General features: G+C 55.3%; 16 protein-coding genes. 9 read left to right on the top strand and 7 right to left on the bottom strand.

The window, feature by feature from the left end; all coding sequences use genetic code 11:
• Positions 1-99: 99 nt before the first annotated feature.
• The 4 genes from Poly59_RS07735 to Poly59_RS07720 all read left to right on the top strand — a co-directional run bounded on the left by Poly59_RS07735 (position 100) and on the right by Poly59_RS07720 (position 3989).
• Positions 100-1653: a CehA/McbA family metallohydrolase domain-containing protein gene (locus Poly59_RS07735; RefSeq protein ID WP_146533529.1), complete on the top strand. Its 1554-nt coding sequence runs from the start codon at positions 100-102 to the stop codon at positions 1651-1653.
• Between the two features lie 101 nt (positions 1654-1754).
• Entirely contained in the window at positions 1755-2639 is an 885-nt protein-coding gene (locus tag Poly59_RS07730; RefSeq protein WP_146533528.1) for an alpha/beta fold hydrolase, read from the top strand.
• On the top strand, positions 2632-3495 hold the full coding sequence (locus Poly59_RS07725) for a triphosphoribosyl-dephospho-CoA synthase (RefSeq protein ID WP_146533527.1): 864 nt from the start codon (positions 2632-2634) through the stop codon (positions 3493-3495). Before Poly59_RS07730 ends, Poly59_RS07725 begins: the two co-directional genes overlap by 8 nt.
• Positions 3492-3989 (top strand): 6-pyruvoyl trahydropterin synthase family protein, encoded by a 498-nt coding sequence (locus Poly59_RS07720; protein ID WP_146533526.1) that lies wholly within the window; start codon positions 3492-3494, stop codon positions 3987-3989. Before Poly59_RS07725 ends, Poly59_RS07720 begins: the two co-directional genes overlap by 4 nt.
• A 14-nt stretch (positions 3990-4003) precedes the next feature.
• Here the strand turns inward: Poly59_RS07720 and Poly59_RS07715 are convergent, their stop codons facing one another.
• From Poly59_RS07715 to Poly59_RS07705, 3 genes are read right to left on the bottom strand one after another with little or no spacing between them, the layout of a single operon-like run.
• Positions 4004-5788 carry an endo-1,4-beta-xylanase gene (locus tag Poly59_RS07715; protein WP_146533525.1) on the bottom strand — a complete coding sequence of 595 codons (1785 nt, stop codon included), beginning with the start codon at positions 5786-5788 and terminating at the stop codon, positions 4004-4006.
• A gap of 6 nt (positions 5789-5794) precedes the next feature.
• Positions 5795-8071: a tetratricopeptide repeat protein gene (locus tag Poly59_RS07710; RefSeq protein WP_315852569.1), complete on the bottom strand. Its 2277-nt coding sequence runs from the start codon at positions 8069-8071 to the stop codon at positions 5795-5797.
• A 59-nt stretch (positions 8072-8130) separates the two neighbouring features.
• A complete protein-coding gene (locus Poly59_RS07705; protein ID WP_146533524.1) occupies positions 8131-8616 on the bottom strand; it encodes a hypothetical protein in 486 nt (161 codons plus the stop codon).
• 233 nt (positions 8617-8849) lie between these two features.
• Here Poly59_RS07705 and Poly59_RS07700 point away from each other — a divergent pair, with 233 nt between their 5' ends.
• Positions 8850-9629 carry a TIGR00282 family metallophosphoesterase gene (locus tag Poly59_RS07700; RefSeq protein WP_146533523.1) on the top strand — a complete coding sequence of 260 codons (780 nt, stop codon included), beginning with the start codon at positions 8850-8852 and terminating at the stop codon, positions 9627-9629.
• 15 nt (positions 9630-9644) lie between these two features.
• On the opposite strand, the gene Poly59_RS07695 is transcribed toward Poly59_RS07700, so the two are convergent.
• Both Poly59_RS07695 and Poly59_RS07690 read right to left on the bottom strand, forming a co-directional pair.
• Positions 9645-10388 (bottom strand): HisA/HisF-related TIM barrel protein, encoded by a 744-nt coding sequence (locus tag Poly59_RS07695; RefSeq protein ID WP_146533522.1) that lies wholly within the window; start codon positions 10386-10388, stop codon positions 9645-9647.
• The gene (locus Poly59_RS07690) at positions 10385-10939 is read right to left on the bottom strand and encodes a DUF2617 family protein (RefSeq protein WP_146533521.1); all 555 of its coding nucleotides are present in this window, start codon (positions 10937-10939) and stop codon (positions 10385-10387) included. The genes Poly59_RS07695 and Poly59_RS07690 overlap by 4 nt, the downstream gene beginning before the upstream one ends.
• Before the next feature lie 221 nt (positions 10940-11160).
• Here Poly59_RS07690 and Poly59_RS07685 point away from each other — a divergent pair, with 221 nt between their 5' ends.
• The 4 genes from Poly59_RS07685 to Poly59_RS07670 all read left to right on the top strand — a co-directional run bounded on the left by Poly59_RS07685 (position 11161) and on the right by Poly59_RS07670 (position 15038).
• A complete protein-coding gene (locus tag Poly59_RS07685) occupies positions 11161-11739 on the top strand; it encodes an anthranilate synthase component II (RefSeq protein WP_146533520.1) in 579 nt (192 codons plus the stop codon).
• Between the two features lie 250 nt (positions 11740-11989).
• A complete protein-coding gene (locus Poly59_RS07680; protein WP_146533519.1) occupies positions 11990-13393 on the top strand; it encodes a hypothetical protein in 1404 nt (467 codons plus the stop codon).
• Between the two features lie 217 nt (positions 13394-13610).
• Positions 13611-14231, top strand: coding sequence for a DUF4332 domain-containing protein (locus tag Poly59_RS07675; protein ID WP_146533518.1), 621 nt, complete (start codon positions 13611-13613; stop codon positions 14229-14231).
• A gap of 66 nt (positions 14232-14297) precedes the next feature.
• Positions 14298-15038 (top strand): putative signal transducing protein, encoded by a 741-nt coding sequence (locus tag Poly59_RS07670; protein WP_146533517.1) that lies wholly within the window; start codon positions 14298-14300, stop codon positions 15036-15038.
• Between the two features lie 19 nt (positions 15039-15057).
• On the opposite strand, the gene Poly59_RS07665 is transcribed toward Poly59_RS07670, so the two are convergent.
• Positions 15058-16038: a patatin-like phospholipase family protein gene (locus Poly59_RS07665; protein ID WP_146533516.1), complete on the bottom strand. Its 981-nt coding sequence runs from the start codon at positions 16036-16038 to the stop codon at positions 15058-15060.
• Positions 16039-16044: 6 nt separating this feature from the next.
• Positions 16045-17982 carry an acyl-CoA dehydrogenase family protein gene (locus tag Poly59_RS07660; RefSeq protein WP_146533515.1) on the bottom strand — a complete coding sequence of 646 codons (1938 nt, stop codon included), beginning with the start codon at positions 17980-17982 and terminating at the stop codon, positions 16045-16047.
• Between the last annotated feature and the right edge of the window lie 63 nt (positions 17983-18045).

Raw genomic sequence — 18045 nt, 5'->3', positions numbered from 1 at the left:
GAAATGCCTCGTGGTGACCGAATGAAAGTGATGCTACACAGGATACACGCTGGGAACGCCAACGCCTGGAACCCAGTCAATGATAAGGAATCGCGGCCAATGAGAACTTCTGCCCTCGTTTTTTCGATCTTGGCCGTTTTTTGGGCGATTCCCGAGTTGTCGCAGGTGCGTGCGGCTGGTGGCCTGATGGACCTAACCGTGCATGATGAAGCCACCGGAGATCTGGTCACTACCCGCGTTGAAATCTTTCGCACTGAACGGACGGACAAGCCGATGCCGATTCGAATGACCGTTCCTGCGGGTATGGGCGTCGTCTTGGATCGATCGGTTGAACTGTCACTTCCCAATGGTGCCTATACGTTTCGCATGGTTCGTGGTCCTGAGTACCGCATCGTGACGGGTAATTTTGCGTTAGAGAAAACGAGCATCGACGACCACAATGTCGACTTGCCTCGAATGATTGACATGCGGGCGAGAGGATGGACCAGTGGGGACTGCTATATCCCGAGTTCATCCCACAGTCTGCCGCTGCGGATGGTGTCCGAGGATCTGCATGTTGCGGCGGTGGCTGGCCACGTTGATGCGAAGCCGATTCCGAATCGCAGCCCCGATGACCCGCCCATCATCGATCCCATGTGGATTCGCGAAGACGTGAAAGCTCACGACGGGCTGGCGGTCTACGGTTTGACGGACGAAACCACGCCACCGGCTGACGCGATTGCAAGTCAGTGGATCGCGGCAACGTCGCAACTCGAGGACTCGGAAATCAAAGTCGCGATCGAGAATCCGTTCGCCTGGGCGCTGCCGATCTGGTTGTCGAGTGAAAAAATCGATGGCTGCTTTTTGCTAGGTGACTGGCTTCGCCTGGATCGAAAAATTCTGTCCGTCAAAGATGGTCGAGAGACACAAAGCTTGATCAAGGGAACGACTCAGGCGACCGGCCAGTGGGCCGAACAGATCTACTGGAACATGCTTGAAGCCGGTTTTCGGATTCCACCATTGGCGGGAAGCGGCGACGATCGAAGTGCTTCGCCGGTTGGGTACAACCGTTTATACGCGGCCGATCCGCTGGCCGGATACGAGTACACCGATGATCCGGACGAAGCACTCGAGGCGCGACCGCTGACCAACGAAAAGGCCTGGTGGCGTGCCGTTTGGAGCGGTCAAAGTGTGGCCACGAATGGACCGATGATGCGACCCACTTTGGATGGCGAAATCCCCGGTCATGTGTTTACCGCGACGGCAGGCGATGCGTTGGAGTTGCATCCCGAAGTCCATTTGGCAGTTCGGGATCAGGTCGACTACTTGGAAGTCGTTCACAACGGCAAAGTCCACTACAAGGCAAAGTTGGACGAGTTCGCCAGGGCGGGCGGAGTGATCACGCCACTGGTGATTCGAGAAAGCGGTTGGGTCGTGATGCGAGTGGTCACGCTTTTTGATGATCATTATCGGTTCGCGACCAGCGCGCCGTGGTACTTTGAATTTGATGGACAACCGCGAATTACGACGGAAGCCGTCATGTTTTTCCAGGACTGGCAAACCGAGCACGAGGAACGGCTCAAGAAACTGCCGCCCGGTGAACTTGCCCGGCACATTCCTTTCGTCAAGGCAGCACGTACGTTTTGGAACGATAGACTGGCCAAAAGCAGGTGAAAACGAGGCTTCTCGCCAGTTAGCGAGGTCCGTCACTGCCGTCGATTTTTTCCAAGGTGGCCCGGTTTCGCGACTGGGGCGGATTAGCGAAACTGTGCCCCATGAACGCCATCGCCTCGGATCTGCTGCCCTACACGTCCCACGATTTTCGTGTCGGTGATCACACGCTGCGATACCTCGACGAAGGCAGCGGTGACGACGTGATCCTTTGTATTCACGGCAACCCGACGTGGAGCTTCTATTGGCGAAACGTCATCCAGTGTTTCAGCTCGACTCATCGCGTGATCACGGTCGATCACATCGGTTGCGGGCGAAGTGATAAGCCGCCACGCGACAAATTTTCTTACACGATGGCGGCTCATCGTGACAATCTGGTCGCACTGATCGATCATCTGAATCTCCAAAACGTGACCTTGTTGGCTCATGACTGGGGCGGCGCGATCGGTTTGTCGTCGTTGGTTGCCCGTCGCGAGCGTTTTTCGCGAATCATGCTGCTGAACACGGCCGCGTTTCCGCCGCCCTACATGCCGTGGCGTATCGCTGCCTGTCGCATTCCGTTGATTGGTACGGCTGCGGTTCGCGGTCTCAACGCGTTCGCCAAGGCGGCGGTCACGATGGCGATGGACCGTAACAAGATGACCAGTGATGTGGCACGTGGCTTGCTCGCACCGTACGACAGTTGGCAAAACCGTGTTGCGATCGACTCGTTTGTGCGCGACATACCGATGCACCCGAGCCATCCGACATATCAAACTCTCGTCGATCTGGAAGCCTCGCTACCGTCGCTCGCGCCGATGCCGAGTCTGTTGGTTTGGGGCATGAAGGATTGGTGTTTTCGGCCAGAGTGCTTGCGGCGATTCGAAGCGGTTTGGCCATCGGCAAAGACGCTTGAAATTGCCGACGCTGGACACTACGTCATCGAAGATGCTCCCGACGAAACACTTGCCGCGATCGAAGAATTTCTGACGTCGACGGCCCATGGCTGATCCCATTGCCACGCTGCGAAGCAGCATTCGGTCCCCGTCGGACGCGATCCGGTGGGCATGCGTTTTGGAAGCGACCGCGCCGAAGGCTGGGAATGTTTATCCGAGCCAATCGTTTGCCGATTTGACGCATGTGCATTTTGTGACGGCTGCCGAGATTACAGCGACGCATTTAGGCCGGTCGGCTGATCGCATCAGTGCCGCCATGTTGTCCGCCGTCCAAGCGACGCGTGAAGCCACGGGGACTAACGTGAATTTGGGAATCGTGCTGCTGCTTGGGCCCCTGGTCGCGGCCGAGCAACTGGTGGGCGGATCATGGCAGTCTCGGATAGCGAAAATGTTAGCGTCGCTGGATTCACTCGACGGAGGCAACATCTATTCGGCAATCAACGTCGCTGTCGCCGGCGGGCTTGGCGAAGTGGATGCAATGGATGTCAGCAATCCAGGCACTGAAATTGATATTCGATCTGCGATGGTTTTGGCACGTGATCGAGATCGTATCGCGCTGCAATATGCTACAGATTTTCGCGATCTGTTTGATAACGTCGTGCCCATGGTCGAACGCTCCATTGTCGAAGCGGGTGACATGTTGATCGGAATCGCTCGTGCTCATGTTCGGCTGCTGGCTAGTGCACCCGATACGCTGATCGAGAGAAAAAGCGGTCAAGCGGTTGCCAACGAGGTACAAAGGAACGCGCAGGCCGTCGACGTCGATGATCCGGCATCCATGCAGCGTTTTGACGATTCACTTCGCAGTCCTGACCACCGACTCAATCCTGGCACCACTGCTGACCTGATCGCGGCCGCACTCTACGTGCTGCTGCGACAAAATCCTCAAGCTACAAAGTCATCAACATGAATCAAGCTAGTTTTCGCGTCGACGTCACCAAAGAACAGTTCGTTTTTTCGGCTGCCCACTTCATCACGTTTGCCGGCGACATTTGCGAGCGAATTCACGGCCATAACTATGGCGTTCGCGCTTCGGTGGAAGGACCGCTCGACAAAAACCGCTATGTCGTTGACTTCATCGCGTTACGGGACGCCGTATTAAAACAAACTCAGATGCTCGACCATCACATCGTTTTGCCAAGCGATCATGCCGAGATTAAGATCACCAGCGACGAAAAGGAAACGACGGCAAGATTTCGTGATCGACGTTGGGTTTTTCCAAACGAAGACTGCGTGATTTTGCCAGTCATCAATACCACGGCGGAAGAAATCGCTCGCGTGATCGCCCAGCGGGTTCGCGAGCAAACACGTGAACAATTCGGCGACGCGATCGACTGGATCGAAGTCGCCGTGGACGAAAACCACGGGCAGTGGGGCGTGTGCCGATTGCCGTGGAAAGCGTAGCCAGGATTCACGAGCTACGGTGCCTGCACTATGACTTCGCCATCGCGAGTGACGTTGATGCGAGATGCTTCGCCATCAACGGTGATGACATACTGACCAAGAAACCCGCGGAAGTTAATCTTGCCGCCCACGTCTGCGACAAGCTCCTGTTGGGTTGTCCATTCATTTTGCGTCATGTGAATCCACTGCTGGCCCATTGCCGTCGGTGTCCAGTCTTTCGCGAATAGCGCGGCTTCGGGTTTCCAGTGGGCACCGGCCCAAAATCCCCACGTCACGACGCCTTCGACCGCCGGGTGTGAGAAGCAAGTGGTCAAGAAATCGCGAGTGAAGTCGGACTGTAGCTCTTTGCCGGGAACCTCGACATCGTACTCGGTGATCAGGACTTTCAGGCCGAGTTCATGGTATCGGTCAAGTTCGGCAAGCATCCGTTCCGGCGGCGTTAAGAGTGCACCAAAGTGGCCTTGGATCCCGATACCATCAATTGGCGCATTGTTGGTTGTGAGATAGCGAACTGTTTTTACAAAGTGTTCTTTGTGGGCCGTCGGAAATCCGCCGCGGACAAGCCCGGCGTAGTCGTTGTAATAAAGTTCGGCGTCCGGAGCGACATCCTTGGCCACTTTGAACCAGTTCACCATGGCCTCGTCACCGAGGATGTCGGTGAGATCACGATTGTCAAAGACTTCGTTCAGCACGTCCCAATCTCGAACCATGCCGCTGGTGGCGAATCCCATTTCGCGGATATGAGAGTCGATCACTTTGGACAGGACATCGGGGCGGTCGTAGATGGTTGGAACCCACTCCGGCAAATACCGGATGCCCGGCCAAACCATCACGTGCCCGCGTGCCGGGATCTGAGCTTCGTTCATCCAGCGAAGCGCATCAATTGTCTCTCTATGGCTAATCCACTGATTGTCCCAGCTTTTCCATTTCAATCCATTTTCGATCGTCCCCACATTGAAATACTGTTTGAATGTGTTGCGGTATCGATCGTTGTCTTCGCCATTGCCGGTCAACATCGGTGCGGATACCGCCGACCCGAATCCGAACAAGTGACGTTCGAGCTTGACTGAAACCTTCGCGCCCGGTCGCGGATTGCCATCACGATCGCGAATTGCCAACGAGACATCGCGTTTGCGAAGCTCGTCAATTCGTTTGGCAGCGTCGGCTCGCCAAGACGCATCGAGTGATCGACCGGCGTACGTCAGTTCGGTGTTCGGTAACGTATTGACGTCGATGTCTTTGCCGAAATTCCAAGCTTGCAGCCCACCGATTTCAAGCGTCTCTGGTTGATAACCAAGTTGGAAGTTGATTCCTGCTTGGCCGGCGTCGTAGTCTTCGACGCTACGGAAACGAACCCAGTATTGCTGCCAAGAACCATCGGCTGGCGTTTCGGCAAGATACTGGACGCTCTTCGTATACGGTTCGCTAAAGCGTTCGAATACAAATTCCGCGACCGCGCCGCCGACTTCACTAGTAGGTTTGCCTCGCATCCAAAATCCAACCAATAGAACATCGTCTTTGGCGACCGATGATGTGATTGGCAATCCAGCGGCCGCGTCCCAAGTGTTTCCGGGTTGCTCGGTGAGGGCGATATTTAACGACTGTTGGAATTCAGTGTGGCCAGTTTTGCTGATTTCGTACGTGCCGAGTTTTCCGTCGCCGAGCCGAACGTTAAGTGCATGCAGACTTGCCGGCCCGGTAGCGATCAAAGGCTTGCCACCGGCTGGCAAATCGTCAGCGATCGTCGTGGTGGCGACTACGAAAAGTACAGCAATTAACGCCAAAGGCAGTCGCAACATGGTTGATTATTCTTGTTCAAGTTTTTGTTTTAAGAGTTCGAGGGCTTGCCGGAACTCAGCGACTTCCGGGGCCAGGCTAACCGCTTTTTCGATTTGCCGAAGCGCTTCGTCCATTTCGCCGGCTAGGTACAGCGATAGTCCCAAACGGTACTGAAGTGCAGCGTTGTCAGGGACCAGTTCCGCATCACGGCGCAGCAATGGTAGTTCGGCCAGACGCAGTTCGCGGACTCTCGCCAACATCGCTGCCGAGTTGGGGCTCGGGTTCTGTGAAGCTAGGTTTTCCAACAGCGTTGCCAAATTCGAACGGGCCCCGGTCGTGCTGGGTTCAACACGAATGGCCGTTTCGTAAGCAGTGATCGCCTCATCGAACCGTCCCTGACCTTCACATAGCATCGCCCACGCCATATGAGCTCCGGCACGGTCGGATGTTTCCATCAGTGACTCTTTCACTTCCGACAGCACGCGATCGACGCGAAGCTGTTGGGCACCGGTCAGTGTCTGGTAGCCGCCCGATGCGACCAATATTCTGGCTGCCTCGTTTCTCACCAGACGCGATGAATCTTCCAGCAACTTTCTCAGTTCGCGACTGGCCGCTTCGGGCGATGCCAACACAAACGCGTTGACCGCTGCCGCACGAACGATCGGCGACTCGTTTTGATTTTCGAGGATCTTGCGGGCGACCGATAATGATTCGGGGGATCCTGCGCCGGCGAGTTCAGCAAGTGCGGATGCTCGCGCAAGTGCCGGTGCCATTTCGTCTGGCTGCATCACTAACTGCAGCATGCCCTCAATCGAGTTAGGTTCACCGCGGCGAAACGCAACAATCGGTTCGGCAAAATGTGGTGGCGTCTTGCGCTCGTCGCCGTACCACTTTTCGCATGCTTCGTCACACCATTGGTCCGTCCGGCGAATCGCATCAGCGATGGTTTCGTTGCCTTGTTCGGCCGCAGCGAGCCACAGAGAATACTCTTTCGACGCGAACGATTCCTTCGATTTGTCGTCGATTGATTGCAATTGGTCGGCGACGTGACAATGGCTGCACGCGTTCGGCGTTCCAAGTTCAACGGACAAGTCAGGTCGTGGAACTCGGATGCTGTGGTCGCGACGCTTGTCGACGCCCATGTACGTCGTATGCGGCATGTGACAATTGACGCACATGGCACCGGGCGTTCCAACCGCATGATGGTGGTGCGATGGGACGTCGTACTTGCCTGCCGCGTGCTGGTGACAGGACGTGCAGGTTTCGTTGCCGGTTTGTTTCAGTTTCAGTGAATGGGGATCGTGGCAATCGGTACAGCGAATACCCTTGTGGTACATGCGGCTTTGGATGAACGAACCATACACATAGACTTCGTCCTTGATTTGGCCATCGGCGTGATAAGTTTCCGGCCTCAGCAATTCAAGATTGTAATGATCGGTGAACAAGTCGCCGGGCTTGAACTGATCGTCCAGCAGGCCGCGCCGACTGTGGCACGGGGCGCAGGTTTGAAGTTGTGGTTGTGGATCTTCACCCTTCAGTTTGGCCAATCCGTAGCCGTGGTTGCGATCCCAAAATAGCGACTTCTTGTTTGCCAATTCGATGTGCAGGCTGCCGGGGCCGTGGCAAGATTCGCAACTGACGTCAATTTCTGAAAACGTTGTATGGTACTGATTCGCGATCGGATCAAAGTTGCGTTTCAGATTGGTCGAATGGCAATCCGCGCACATCGTTTGCCAACGTTGCGCGATGCCGGTCCAGTGCAATGGATCGTCGGGCAGCAGTTTGTCGTCAACGTCCGGCGGACGCAGATAGAACCAGCGTTTGTCAATTGCGTCCCAGCTGATTCGTAAGACCTGCAAACGTGAGATCTCATTTTCGGGCATGTCGGGCGTACGATCGAACTCGACCATGTACTGCTGCAGCGGATAAACGCCGAAGACATACTTGACTTCGAAGTCTTCCAGTTCGCCGGACGGGCCATCGGTGCGAACCATGAAGCGCTTGCCGCTGCGAAACATGCGGCTGGTCATTCCGTCATGTTCTAGGGTCGCGTCATCAAAATCGCCCAATACCGTTTGATCAGTCGCTAAGTCCATCGCTTTGTCATGGTCGGACCCGATGAACTTCGCCGCCTGGTCTTGGTGACAGTCAATGCAAGTCGAACGTCCCGCAAACGTTGCTTTGGCTTCAGCCGGCAGTGCCGACCAATAGTCGGCAAAGACCGCGCCTGCGAGCAGCAGTAGGATCGCGGCGGCGAACAGCACGAAGCGTTTGGACTTTACGGTCGAAGTGATCAAGAACAAGTGTCTGGTTCGGTTTTAAAAAGGAGCGGAAGCGGTGCAGGCGGACCGAAGCAGTTTAGTCACTGATCTTGCGGGGTAAGCAATCGGGCTGCTTCGCTTCGCATTTGCCGGATCAGTTCGCCGCGGGAATCGTCGATAGGCCCAGTTTCGAAAAGCATCCTAGCCGAACGCAGCAACTGTTCGGCGACGACGGCGCGGTGATGTGCCGAAACATTTGCTCGCCGATTTCCGGCCGGTAAATCGGAGGCATCCAAAACGCTGCCGTCCAAGACACTGCCCTGGCTCTTGATCACCTGCAAAATGTCATCCAGAACGCCATCGCCGGTTTCGGACGTTGTTTTCCCCTGCAAAGCTTCGCGTATTTCCTGTTGCGCCTTCGCCGCGTTTCTTGCGGGAGTCGTTTCGATTGGCGGCGTGACGCCCTTTGGAAATTCAATTTCCGAATCTGTTTTCTGCGGTGGCGAAATCTGGCCGATCGCGCTTGACCAGATACCCAGCAGGCACGTCAAGCCGGCCAAGCAAGCGATCATTTTTGTCACGGTCATTTCGAAACTTTCGATGATGGATTGTGCAAATTAGAGTCACCGAAATATACGCTAAAAGAAGGTTTTTGGCTTTGCCACTGCGAGTCAGTCATTCGCCTAGGGCAAGCGAGTTTTTTAGGTGACCTAAAACAGTGACCTAAAACCTCGAGGCTCAATCGCGTATCATGCGGCCGCGGCAAGGTGGCCCGCGATTTGGCGGCTTTTTTCGAATTCAGCGGAGAGCATCGTAACTTATGCGGATTCTTTTTCTCGGCGATATCGTCGGAAAGCCGGGTTATACCGCCGTTGTCCAACAAGCCCAGGCATTGCGGGCCGAATTGAAGTTGGACGCGCTAATTGTCAACGCCGAAAATGCGTCGGATGGATCCGGGCTGATGCCGCGCCAATTCAAGCGATTGACCGATGCTGGCGTCGATGCAGTCACGCTTGGTGATCACATCTACCGGTGCAAAGAAATTATCGCGACGTTGAAGAAAACGAATCGCATGGTCAAGCCGGCAAACTATCCCGCCGATGCTGCTGGCCGTGCCTGGGTTGTGATCGATACCCCCAAGGGACCGCTAGGTGTGATTTCCGTCATGGGCAGAGTCTACATGCGGCCGGTTGATTGTCCGTTTGATGCCGTCGACCGAGCGCTCGAAGAAATTGGCGACTCGGCAAAACACATCTTGGTCGACGTCCACGCCGAAGCAACTAGCGACAAGCAAGTCATCGGTCGCTATTTGGACGGCAAAGTGACCGCCGTTTTGGGAACACACACTCACGTACCAACCGCCGACGCATGCATCTTTCCCGGTGGAACTGCGTTTCAGTGTGATGTCGGGATGTGCGGACCTTACGACAGCATCATTGGTCGCGATATCAAGCGAGTGATGTTGGCGACGCGGACGTTTGAGCCATGCCATTTTCACGTGGCAACGCGAGACGTTCGGCTGTGCGGTGCGATCGTGGAAGCAAAAGAAAACGGCAAAGCGAAATCGATTGAACGGTTCGAGTTGAAGGTCGAACTGTAGTTCTGGCTAAAAATTCTATGTTGCCCGAACTTCGCTTTCGTGAAGCATTGTTCCGACCAAGCAACCGTGGCATCCGGCATCGACTAGTGCGGCTACGTCAGCAAGAGTTCGGACGCCGCCACCGGAATAGATTCGCTGGTGTTTGCTTTGCCGGCTAATGGGGCCGCCCAGTGTGTTGGCAATGGTTCGGCAACGATCCGCGGTGACGGGACCAGCGCCCGTTCCAACCGCAGCAATATCTAGCACGATCACACCCGCTAAGTTCAAGCGAATCGCCGTTTCGATCCACTCAGATTCCGGCGCGGTATTGTCAACCGTTTTCCCACCACGCAGATCCAGGCTTAAAAACACGCGTGACGGGTCGGCTAGTTTTGCCAGTTCATCGATCGCATCAGTATCGCGCGCTGATTCGGTGGCCGCGATGAAGCACGTTGACTTGCCCGTTTCTTGAAGCAGCTTTTCGACGGCCGCAATCTGACTGTCACATGCACCTTTCCAGCCGATGTCGAGCAACAGTTCGTCGACGGGGAACTGGTTGGCGATATCAACCAGCAAATTGGTCTGAACCTTGCCGTGAAGAATGGCGTCTAAGTCTGCGACATAAAGACGCGACACGCCGAGTTGCCAATAATGTTCGGCAAGTCGAAGCGGCGAATGGCCGCACCACTCGATAGGCTGGTAGTGGCTTCGTTTCCCCGCAACGGCGTGAACCGCAGCGTCGTTCATCAAGTCAATGACACCGATGATTTTGTCGATCAAGCAGTTTTGCTTTCACCGTCGAGCGAGAACAATGTTTCAACTTTTACAATGGCAAAGTCATCCGGGAATGTATGAATGGCTTGCAGCAACATCGAGTTGCGCCGTGTCTCGGTACTGACGTAGCTGAGTGCGCCAAACGCCATTCGGCCGCTCGAATCGAATCGATGCAGCAGACCTTCGGTAGGACCGTTACCAAGTTGTTGTTGAACCATCCAAAACAAATCGGGTTCAACTCGTTCGAGCTGAAAGTGTGTGCGATAGTTGATGCCCTGCCGGCAATCGGCTCGTTCAGTGCGGCTGCCCTTCAGTGGCTTGGACAATAAACAGCGTCGTTTCGGCAACGGTTGTTGAGCACTGGTTGCGACTTCGCAAAGCGTCACACCGGCAGCATTCCACGTTACAACGTGACCGCAATTGGTGATGTCAATCTGAGCGGTGTAGTGGTCACGTTCGACGCTACGCGTCTTATGAATGGTGTACAACTCGGGATGGAGCGAGCGGCTGAAAACGTGAAATGCCAATTCGGCAACTTTGGGGCGAACCGAAAGCACAGCAAATATCCGTTACACGAACTAAGGAAGGGTGAAATCGTCGTTTCATGTCGACACAGTCTGGCTTCACCCTAGACCATTCAACGATCGCTCAAGCGACTCGCCCATTATAGGCACCGTATCGGAACTGACTAAAGAGCGTTTAAGCTAGTAGCGAAAGAATATCTTTTTTAGCGTTTTCGACTTGTTTCTCCATTGACATCATCGACGGAATTTCCCCCATGGTCGTCGTCATCGATAACTACGATTCATTCACGTACAACTTAGTCCAGCGACTCGGCGAAATTGATCCGACAATCGACATCCGTGTTTTTCGAAATGACGAGCTGACGATTGATCAGATTGACGAACTGTCGCCGTCGCGAGTCTTGGTGTCGCCCGGGCCGTGTACCCCGACCGAAGCAGGCGTCAGTGTGGACTGCGTCACGCGGTTTGCCGGTCGCGTTCCTTTGTTGGGCGTTTGCTTGGGGCACCAGTCCATCGGCCAAGCCTTCGGTGGCAAGATCGTCCGTGCACCGCAATTGATGCATGGCAAGACCGACGCGATCGTGCACGACGATGGTGGCCTATTCGCCGGCCTTGCCAATCCTTTCATCGCGACTCGCTATCACTCATTAGTGATTGAACCTTCCAGCTTGCCAGCTGAGCTGGTCGTGTCGGCGTGGACCGATACCGGCGGCGTGCGTCAGATCATGGGCGTGCGTCATCGCGAGTTCAAAATGGAAGGTTGGCAGTTTCACCCCGAGAGTTTCTTGACCGAACCGGGCACGGAAATGCTGAAGCGATTCTTGCACTGGTAGAAAGTTTCGAAAACTTTCTTAGTTTTCCTGGCCTCGCTAGCCGAAGTTGCCGGGGGATTCGCCTTGACCGGAGTCATCGTGGCAGAGTAATCCCGATGTGTGGACGAGTGTGTTTGCCGTCCACGCACTGCCACGCTTCTGCCGCGCGATGAAATCAACCGTCAACCACAGCTCGTCCCGAGGTTGCCAGCGACGACGTTCCTGTCTCGTGTGGCTGCGGTGTTTGCGCGGACTGTCGATCCGCCTGTTGATGATGGCGTCGTCTCTGATTGTCGCAAATGCGAACGCACAATACGGGACATCTGGACAAAGTCCGCAAACGAATCTGGTGCCGATTGGACCACCGCCCGCAGCTCATTCGCCCGGCGGTTCCGCAGGCTTTGATCCTTACGCGACTTCGCCCCAAGGGTCGGTTGGAATCGGTTCAGTCGGAATCGGAGCGCCCACCGGAGTTTCGCCGCCGGCAGCCAGCTATCCAAGCACGGCAAGTCCAGCACCGAGTCTCTTTGGCGGACTGTTTTCACAACCTGCTTCGTCACCGAGTACGAGTGGTTTCGGTGCACCACCGGCGGGATTTGGCGCGCCGATGGGAGCGCCCAACACAGGCAACCCGTACGGTGCGCCTGCCTATGGTGCCCCGACATACAGTGCGCCTTCGTATGGCCCGCCTTCGTTTCAGTATGACAATCCAAACGTCTACGGTCCGCCCGCTGGTATCGGTTCACCGCAAATACAATCGTTCCCCAATTCGATTTATCCTTCGTCATCGCCATCAACATTGTTTCCCGAAGGTTTGATTTCGGGAAGCATCTTCCCGAGCGTCAGCGGATTCTCCAACGACGCCTCGCAGTTGTTGCGCGGACCACGATTTCGAAATGGATACGTGGGATTTGGTGATAGCTCGAACGATCTGAACATGAACGATACCGACGTCTCGATCGTGTTCGCGTTTCCTAATTTTTTCTACTCCAATCAACCGCTTTACGTTGTTCCCTCGTTTTCGCTGCACCTTTGGGACGGACCCAAAACAACCGTTCAAAAGAATGCGGATCTTCCAGGCAGTGCCTATAGTGCTTTCTTGGATCTTGGTTGGAACTCGGATCCCAACCAAATGGTCAGCACCGAACTTGGCGTGCGGGTGGGAGCATTCACGGACTTCGATACCTTCAACAGCGATAGCATTCGGATCCTCGGCAAGGCGCTGGCAAGTTTTCGGTTAACGCCAACGTCGACGTTGAAGGGTGGTGTCTACTATCTGGATCGAAACGATCTAAAGCTCGTGCCTGCGTTCGGTGTCTTGTGTCAGCCGAATCCCTACACACGAGTGGACCTGTTTTTTCCTCAGCCAAAATTTGCACGCTACTTGAGAACCGTCGGGACTCAGGACGTGTGGTGGTACCTCAGTGGCGACTATGGCGGCGGATCATGGACGGTCACGCGAGCCAGCGGAAGCGAAGACAGCATCGATATCAATGATCTTCGCGCGGTTGCTGGACTGGAATGGGGACGCAGCGACGAGATTCGTGCAGGCCGCCGATTAGGGTTTGCTGAAATCGGTTACGTCTTCAATCGCGAGCTTCGGTTTCGCCGCAGTCGCCAAGACAACCTCGACCTTGATGACGGAATTATGTTCCGTCTCGGCATCGGATACTAAGCTGCGTCTCGCGACGACATTGTGCGAAGAATGACCCCTCGACGGCACTTCTTCGTGGCGACGCTCGTGATGTTTTCTTGCCCAAGTTTTCTTGTTCGCCTGAGTTCAAATACTTGGCGATTCGATGCGAAAACCAGTCTAGCGTTCGTGCCTTCTTGTTCGTTAATCATTCACGTGTTGAGTGCCTCTTCTTCTCTCTCACTCCACTCGGAAGACTATGTTGCTTCGATCTTTTCTGCGACTGTTTTCGTCGCCAACGGCTCCCAAGCCGATCACGTCCGACACGCAAAGCTCGGTCGTCCTGTACGCACAATTGCCAAAGACACCTGCCAAGCCGACGGCGGCTCGGCAACGCGTCGGCCCAAGACCGCTGAACCCCGCCGGTTCGCATCGCGAGCGATTGCTAAGCATGCGGTTGGAACACATTCGAATTTGCAGCCCTCGCCGCTGCGAGCGTTTGCTTGAACTCGGAATAGTCACGGCTGGCGATTTAGCGTCAGCTGACCCCGAGCGATTGGCAAGTCACTTTAGTGCAACTCGAAAAGCGCACCGCATGATCCAACACTACCGTCGTGCGATCCGGTTCGCGGCTTCGGTGCCTGGCATGATGCCTCGCGATGCCCTGTTGCTGGTCAGTATCCACCGCCGAAGTGTTCGCGGATTGGCGGCCGAGTCAGCCGGGACGCTGTATCGAGATTTGCAACGGTTCGCCGAAAGCAGCCAAGGCCAAGTCCTGCTGCGTGGTCGACGGTTGCCAAGCACACGCCGATTAAAACGATGGATCCACGAATGCGAATCGATGGCATCGCAGTCAGCGATTCGAACACGAGTCGCTTAGCCAAGGGCGTGTGTTGTGAGTAAAATGGGGAGGTTCTGATCTGCCCGCTACGAAGGTGCTAGCTTGATGACCCGATTGACCCGCACGCTTCGCGGATTTTCCGACGTTTTTGAAGCCGAGATCATTCGTGATCGTTTGGCGGCTGCCAACATTCGCGCATTCGTCACCGGAACCGACATGGCAACCGCACTTAGTCTCGGTGGTGCAGCGACATCAAACGGTGTCCGTCTAGAAGTCGCCAATGATGACTACGACCGGGCGGTTGCCACGCTGGCGGATGACGAGAAACGACTTCGCGAAGCTGGCGACTGGCAATGCGGCCGATGTAGCGAGCCCAATGAAGCGTCGTTTGAGGTTTGTTGGAGCTGCAACAAGCCACGCAGCGACGACGACAAGAGGACTCGGTTCCTTGACACTCAGACCGATACGACTGAAAGTGCTGCGGAAGGATTCGGTGACATTGAAGTGGTTGCACCCGACGCGTCGTCACTCGATGATCGAAACCCCTATCGTCCCGTTCTCGTGGACGAATCAGCTGGCAAGGACACGAAATCACGTAACCCAGATGCGGTCGTCGTGACCAACGAAGAGCTCGACGATCAAGTTCGGCGAGTAATGGTTGCTGCTGCTGCATCGACGATGTTGTTGCCTCCTGTATCAACGGTCTATGTGGTATCGCTTCTGTGGCGATTGCCCAAGACGGCGTACCAGGATCCTTCACGCCGACAACGAATTCAGATTGCGTGGTGGATCACCATGCTCGGAGGATTTATCGGCGTCGGTTACCTGCTGATCTTCTTTGGTTAATTAGGCCAGCCGAGTGGCCTTAAGCCGCGCTCGTCCGATGGAATTCGTTCAACGACAATTCGGTCGCGATGCGTCCAGCGTCGATTAGTCGCCGTGGGTTGGTAAAGTCGAACCATGCGCGAGTGCCTACGTCGGGGCGTATCACGATATCAGCGGAATTCAAATAGAACCGTCGCATCAGGCGTTGCCCAACGTCGTCCATCCGCATCATCACGTCCATCGCGGTGTCGCACGATTCAACTTTGGTGTCACTTTGGCCCACATCGACTGCGATGGTCAGATCACTGTTGTACGTTTTCGCCACCAATGTCGGCACCGTTTCGATCACTCCGATATCACACAACAGCATTCCATTCCAAGGAACCGGCGGGAAAATGCCAGGAATTGCAGACGAAGCCTGAATCGCCAAGCGAAGTGGTCCACGTTCCAAAACGATACGCTGTCCGGTCAGCAAATCAGCTGCGACGATGGATATTGGGACTGCCGTCTCGGCGATATCGCAATCGGGAATCAATTGAGCGATGGAATCTCGCAGGGGAGCATCCGATATCAGCGATGAGCTGGTGACGGCGCGAGTCAACTTGCGATGTGCTGATAAGACACTGCGTAGTCGTGTGTACCAACCAAACGAACCGCCTGCACTTTCCGAATCTGCGGCCGGCGCAACGCCACACATCAAACGTTGTCCAAGTTGAAAGTCCGATGAATCAAGCAGGCGGATCACTTGCGCCATCGCACGATGAACGTCGCCCTCGACACAGTACAAAGCGCCGACCAGACTACCGATGCTGACGCCGACCACCCGTTCAATTTGCACGGTGCTGGTGGCGATCGATTCAAGGACCCCCAGGTGCGCGATCCCTCTCGCTCCGCCGCCGCCAAGTGCAATGGTGGCTTGCTGGGAAGTTGGCCGCTGAGACCCGTTTTCGGAATCTCCGCGGGGGCGAAACAGTTTCATCAAGTCGACCATGTTGAGTGCTCCCAATCGATTCAAATTCATCGGCGATCATTTGTAGGGCATCATGATTTCACCGGATGTGACGTCGCGAAGTTCTGTCCAACCTTCCGTGGCAATGCGACCGCCAAGCTCGGTGACTGTTCGGAAATCGGCATCGGATGTCGGCTGGAGCGTGATCTTTCGTCGCAGTTCGCCACAGACCACGTTGGCGGCGGATTGTGTGATCGGGTCGCTCGAGTTTGCGCCGTAGAGACTGGTGACTAGGATCGCGATCGCATCCTGCATCTTCAACGATAGCGCCGACATGCGGCATTGGCGATCAGCTAGTTTCAGTTGATGTGCTCGCATCGTGCCGCTGATTTCGAAAGCGCTGCCCGAGAGGACCCTTTGAGCAAATCTGGCATGGGATCGTAGTTCGGTCTGCATCGTTGGTAGCGGCGTCCAAGTGGAACCGACCACAGTGCGTTTCCCGTACCATTTCGCGTATCCGATCATCGGTCCGCGAAGGGCCCACAAATGGGCCGGATTTGCCAAATTGGGTTTCTTGATCTTGCGCTCGTTGAGCACGCGACCAATGGGTTCAAAGAATCGCTTGCCGTGATCTTTAACAAGCGACTTGAAGAACGCCATGCCTAGCATTTCTCCTTCGCCCTCGTAAATGCACGGCGCTAGAAACTCATGAACATTGTCGCCAAACAAGTGGCCGGCCAAAAACGATCGACCACCATGTGTTTTCATGAACAATTCAATTGCGGCTTCTTTTTGAGCCTCGCTGCCGAAGATTTTCGCAATGATGCACTCCATTTCGCCGCGGTATCCTTGGTCAAGCAATCCAGCACACCACTGGGTCAGTGCGTCGCAAGCGACAATCAGTCCAGCCATTCGGCCGATTCGTCGCTGCACCAGTTCGCGTCGTCCAATCGCTTGACCATAGGTTTCGCGATAGTCTGCCCAGGGTAACATTTCCGCCAACATCCATCGCATCGTGCCAGCCGCATTGGCGCACAAGGAAACTCGCCCGAGATTCAAGCCGTGGTACGCAATCGTCAAACCATCGCCATATGCGGGGACCAAGCGATTGGCCGCCGGGACACGGAAATCCTTGAATGTCAAACCGTTGTTGTGAGCACGAGCGAGTGCGTAGATCTTGTATCGGTTGACCCGAAAGGTCTCGTCTTCTTGCTCGGGCAAGTCGACCACCAAGACGCTAGGCACGCCGTCGATTTTGCAAACCAAGCCAATCGTTCGGCCGGGAATCGCGTTGGTGATGAACAGCTTTTCGCCATTGACGACGTAGTGATCGCCATCCAAAACCGCGGTGGTTTTTAACGCGGTTAAATCGCTTCCGGCACCAGGTTCAGTCAACGCAAACGCGGATAGAGCAGTTCCATTGGCGAGCTTTGGTAAGAACTGGGCCTTTTGAAGATCCGTTCCAAACGAACGTACTGGGTCGACGGCACCGATGCAGCCATGTACCGAGGCCAATCCGGCAACGGTCGGGTCAATTGTCGCCATCGAAGTGATCATTTTGGCAAATTCCTGCATCGTTGCACCGTGACCACCAAACTCTCGGTCAACAAGCATTCCCCAGTAACCGGCACCGCCTAGTTTGCTGAGAACTTCGTCGGAAATCTTCCCATGCTCGTCGAGGAGTGTGTTTCCGTCTCGGTGAGTGCGAACGATTGCAAGTGATCGGGAAATAACGGTGCGGACGTCTGGCCTTGGCAGGGCTAGATGGCTTCGGAAAAGTTCCGTCGCAACGTGACGGTCCCAAACGGCGCGGTGTGCCGGGCTGCTGGTGGTTTGATATTGAGGCGCAAACAGGCCTTCGACCTGATCGTCAGCGGTGTCTAGCACGCCCGTTCGTCTCGCTTCGTCGTCCGACGCTCCGCCAAGTCGCAGCGCGATTTCGGCGAATGAGGATCCTGTTTGAGTCGGCGCCTTGTCGGTGGTTTCGTTTTTTGTGTTACGAATGTCAACGCTCATGATCTGACTCCAAAATTTAGAGAGAGTGACTTGACTGTTGCGACGTGTTGGCGGTGCGAATCG

Origin of the sequence: Rubripirellula reticaptiva, assembly GCF_007860175.1 — a bacterium.
GTDB lineage: Bacteria > Planctomycetota > Planctomycetia > Pirellulales > Pirellulaceae > Rubripirellula > Rubripirellula reticaptiva.
Note: the sequence above shows the minus strand (reverse complement) of the source record. Positions and strands in the feature narration are given on the sequence as shown.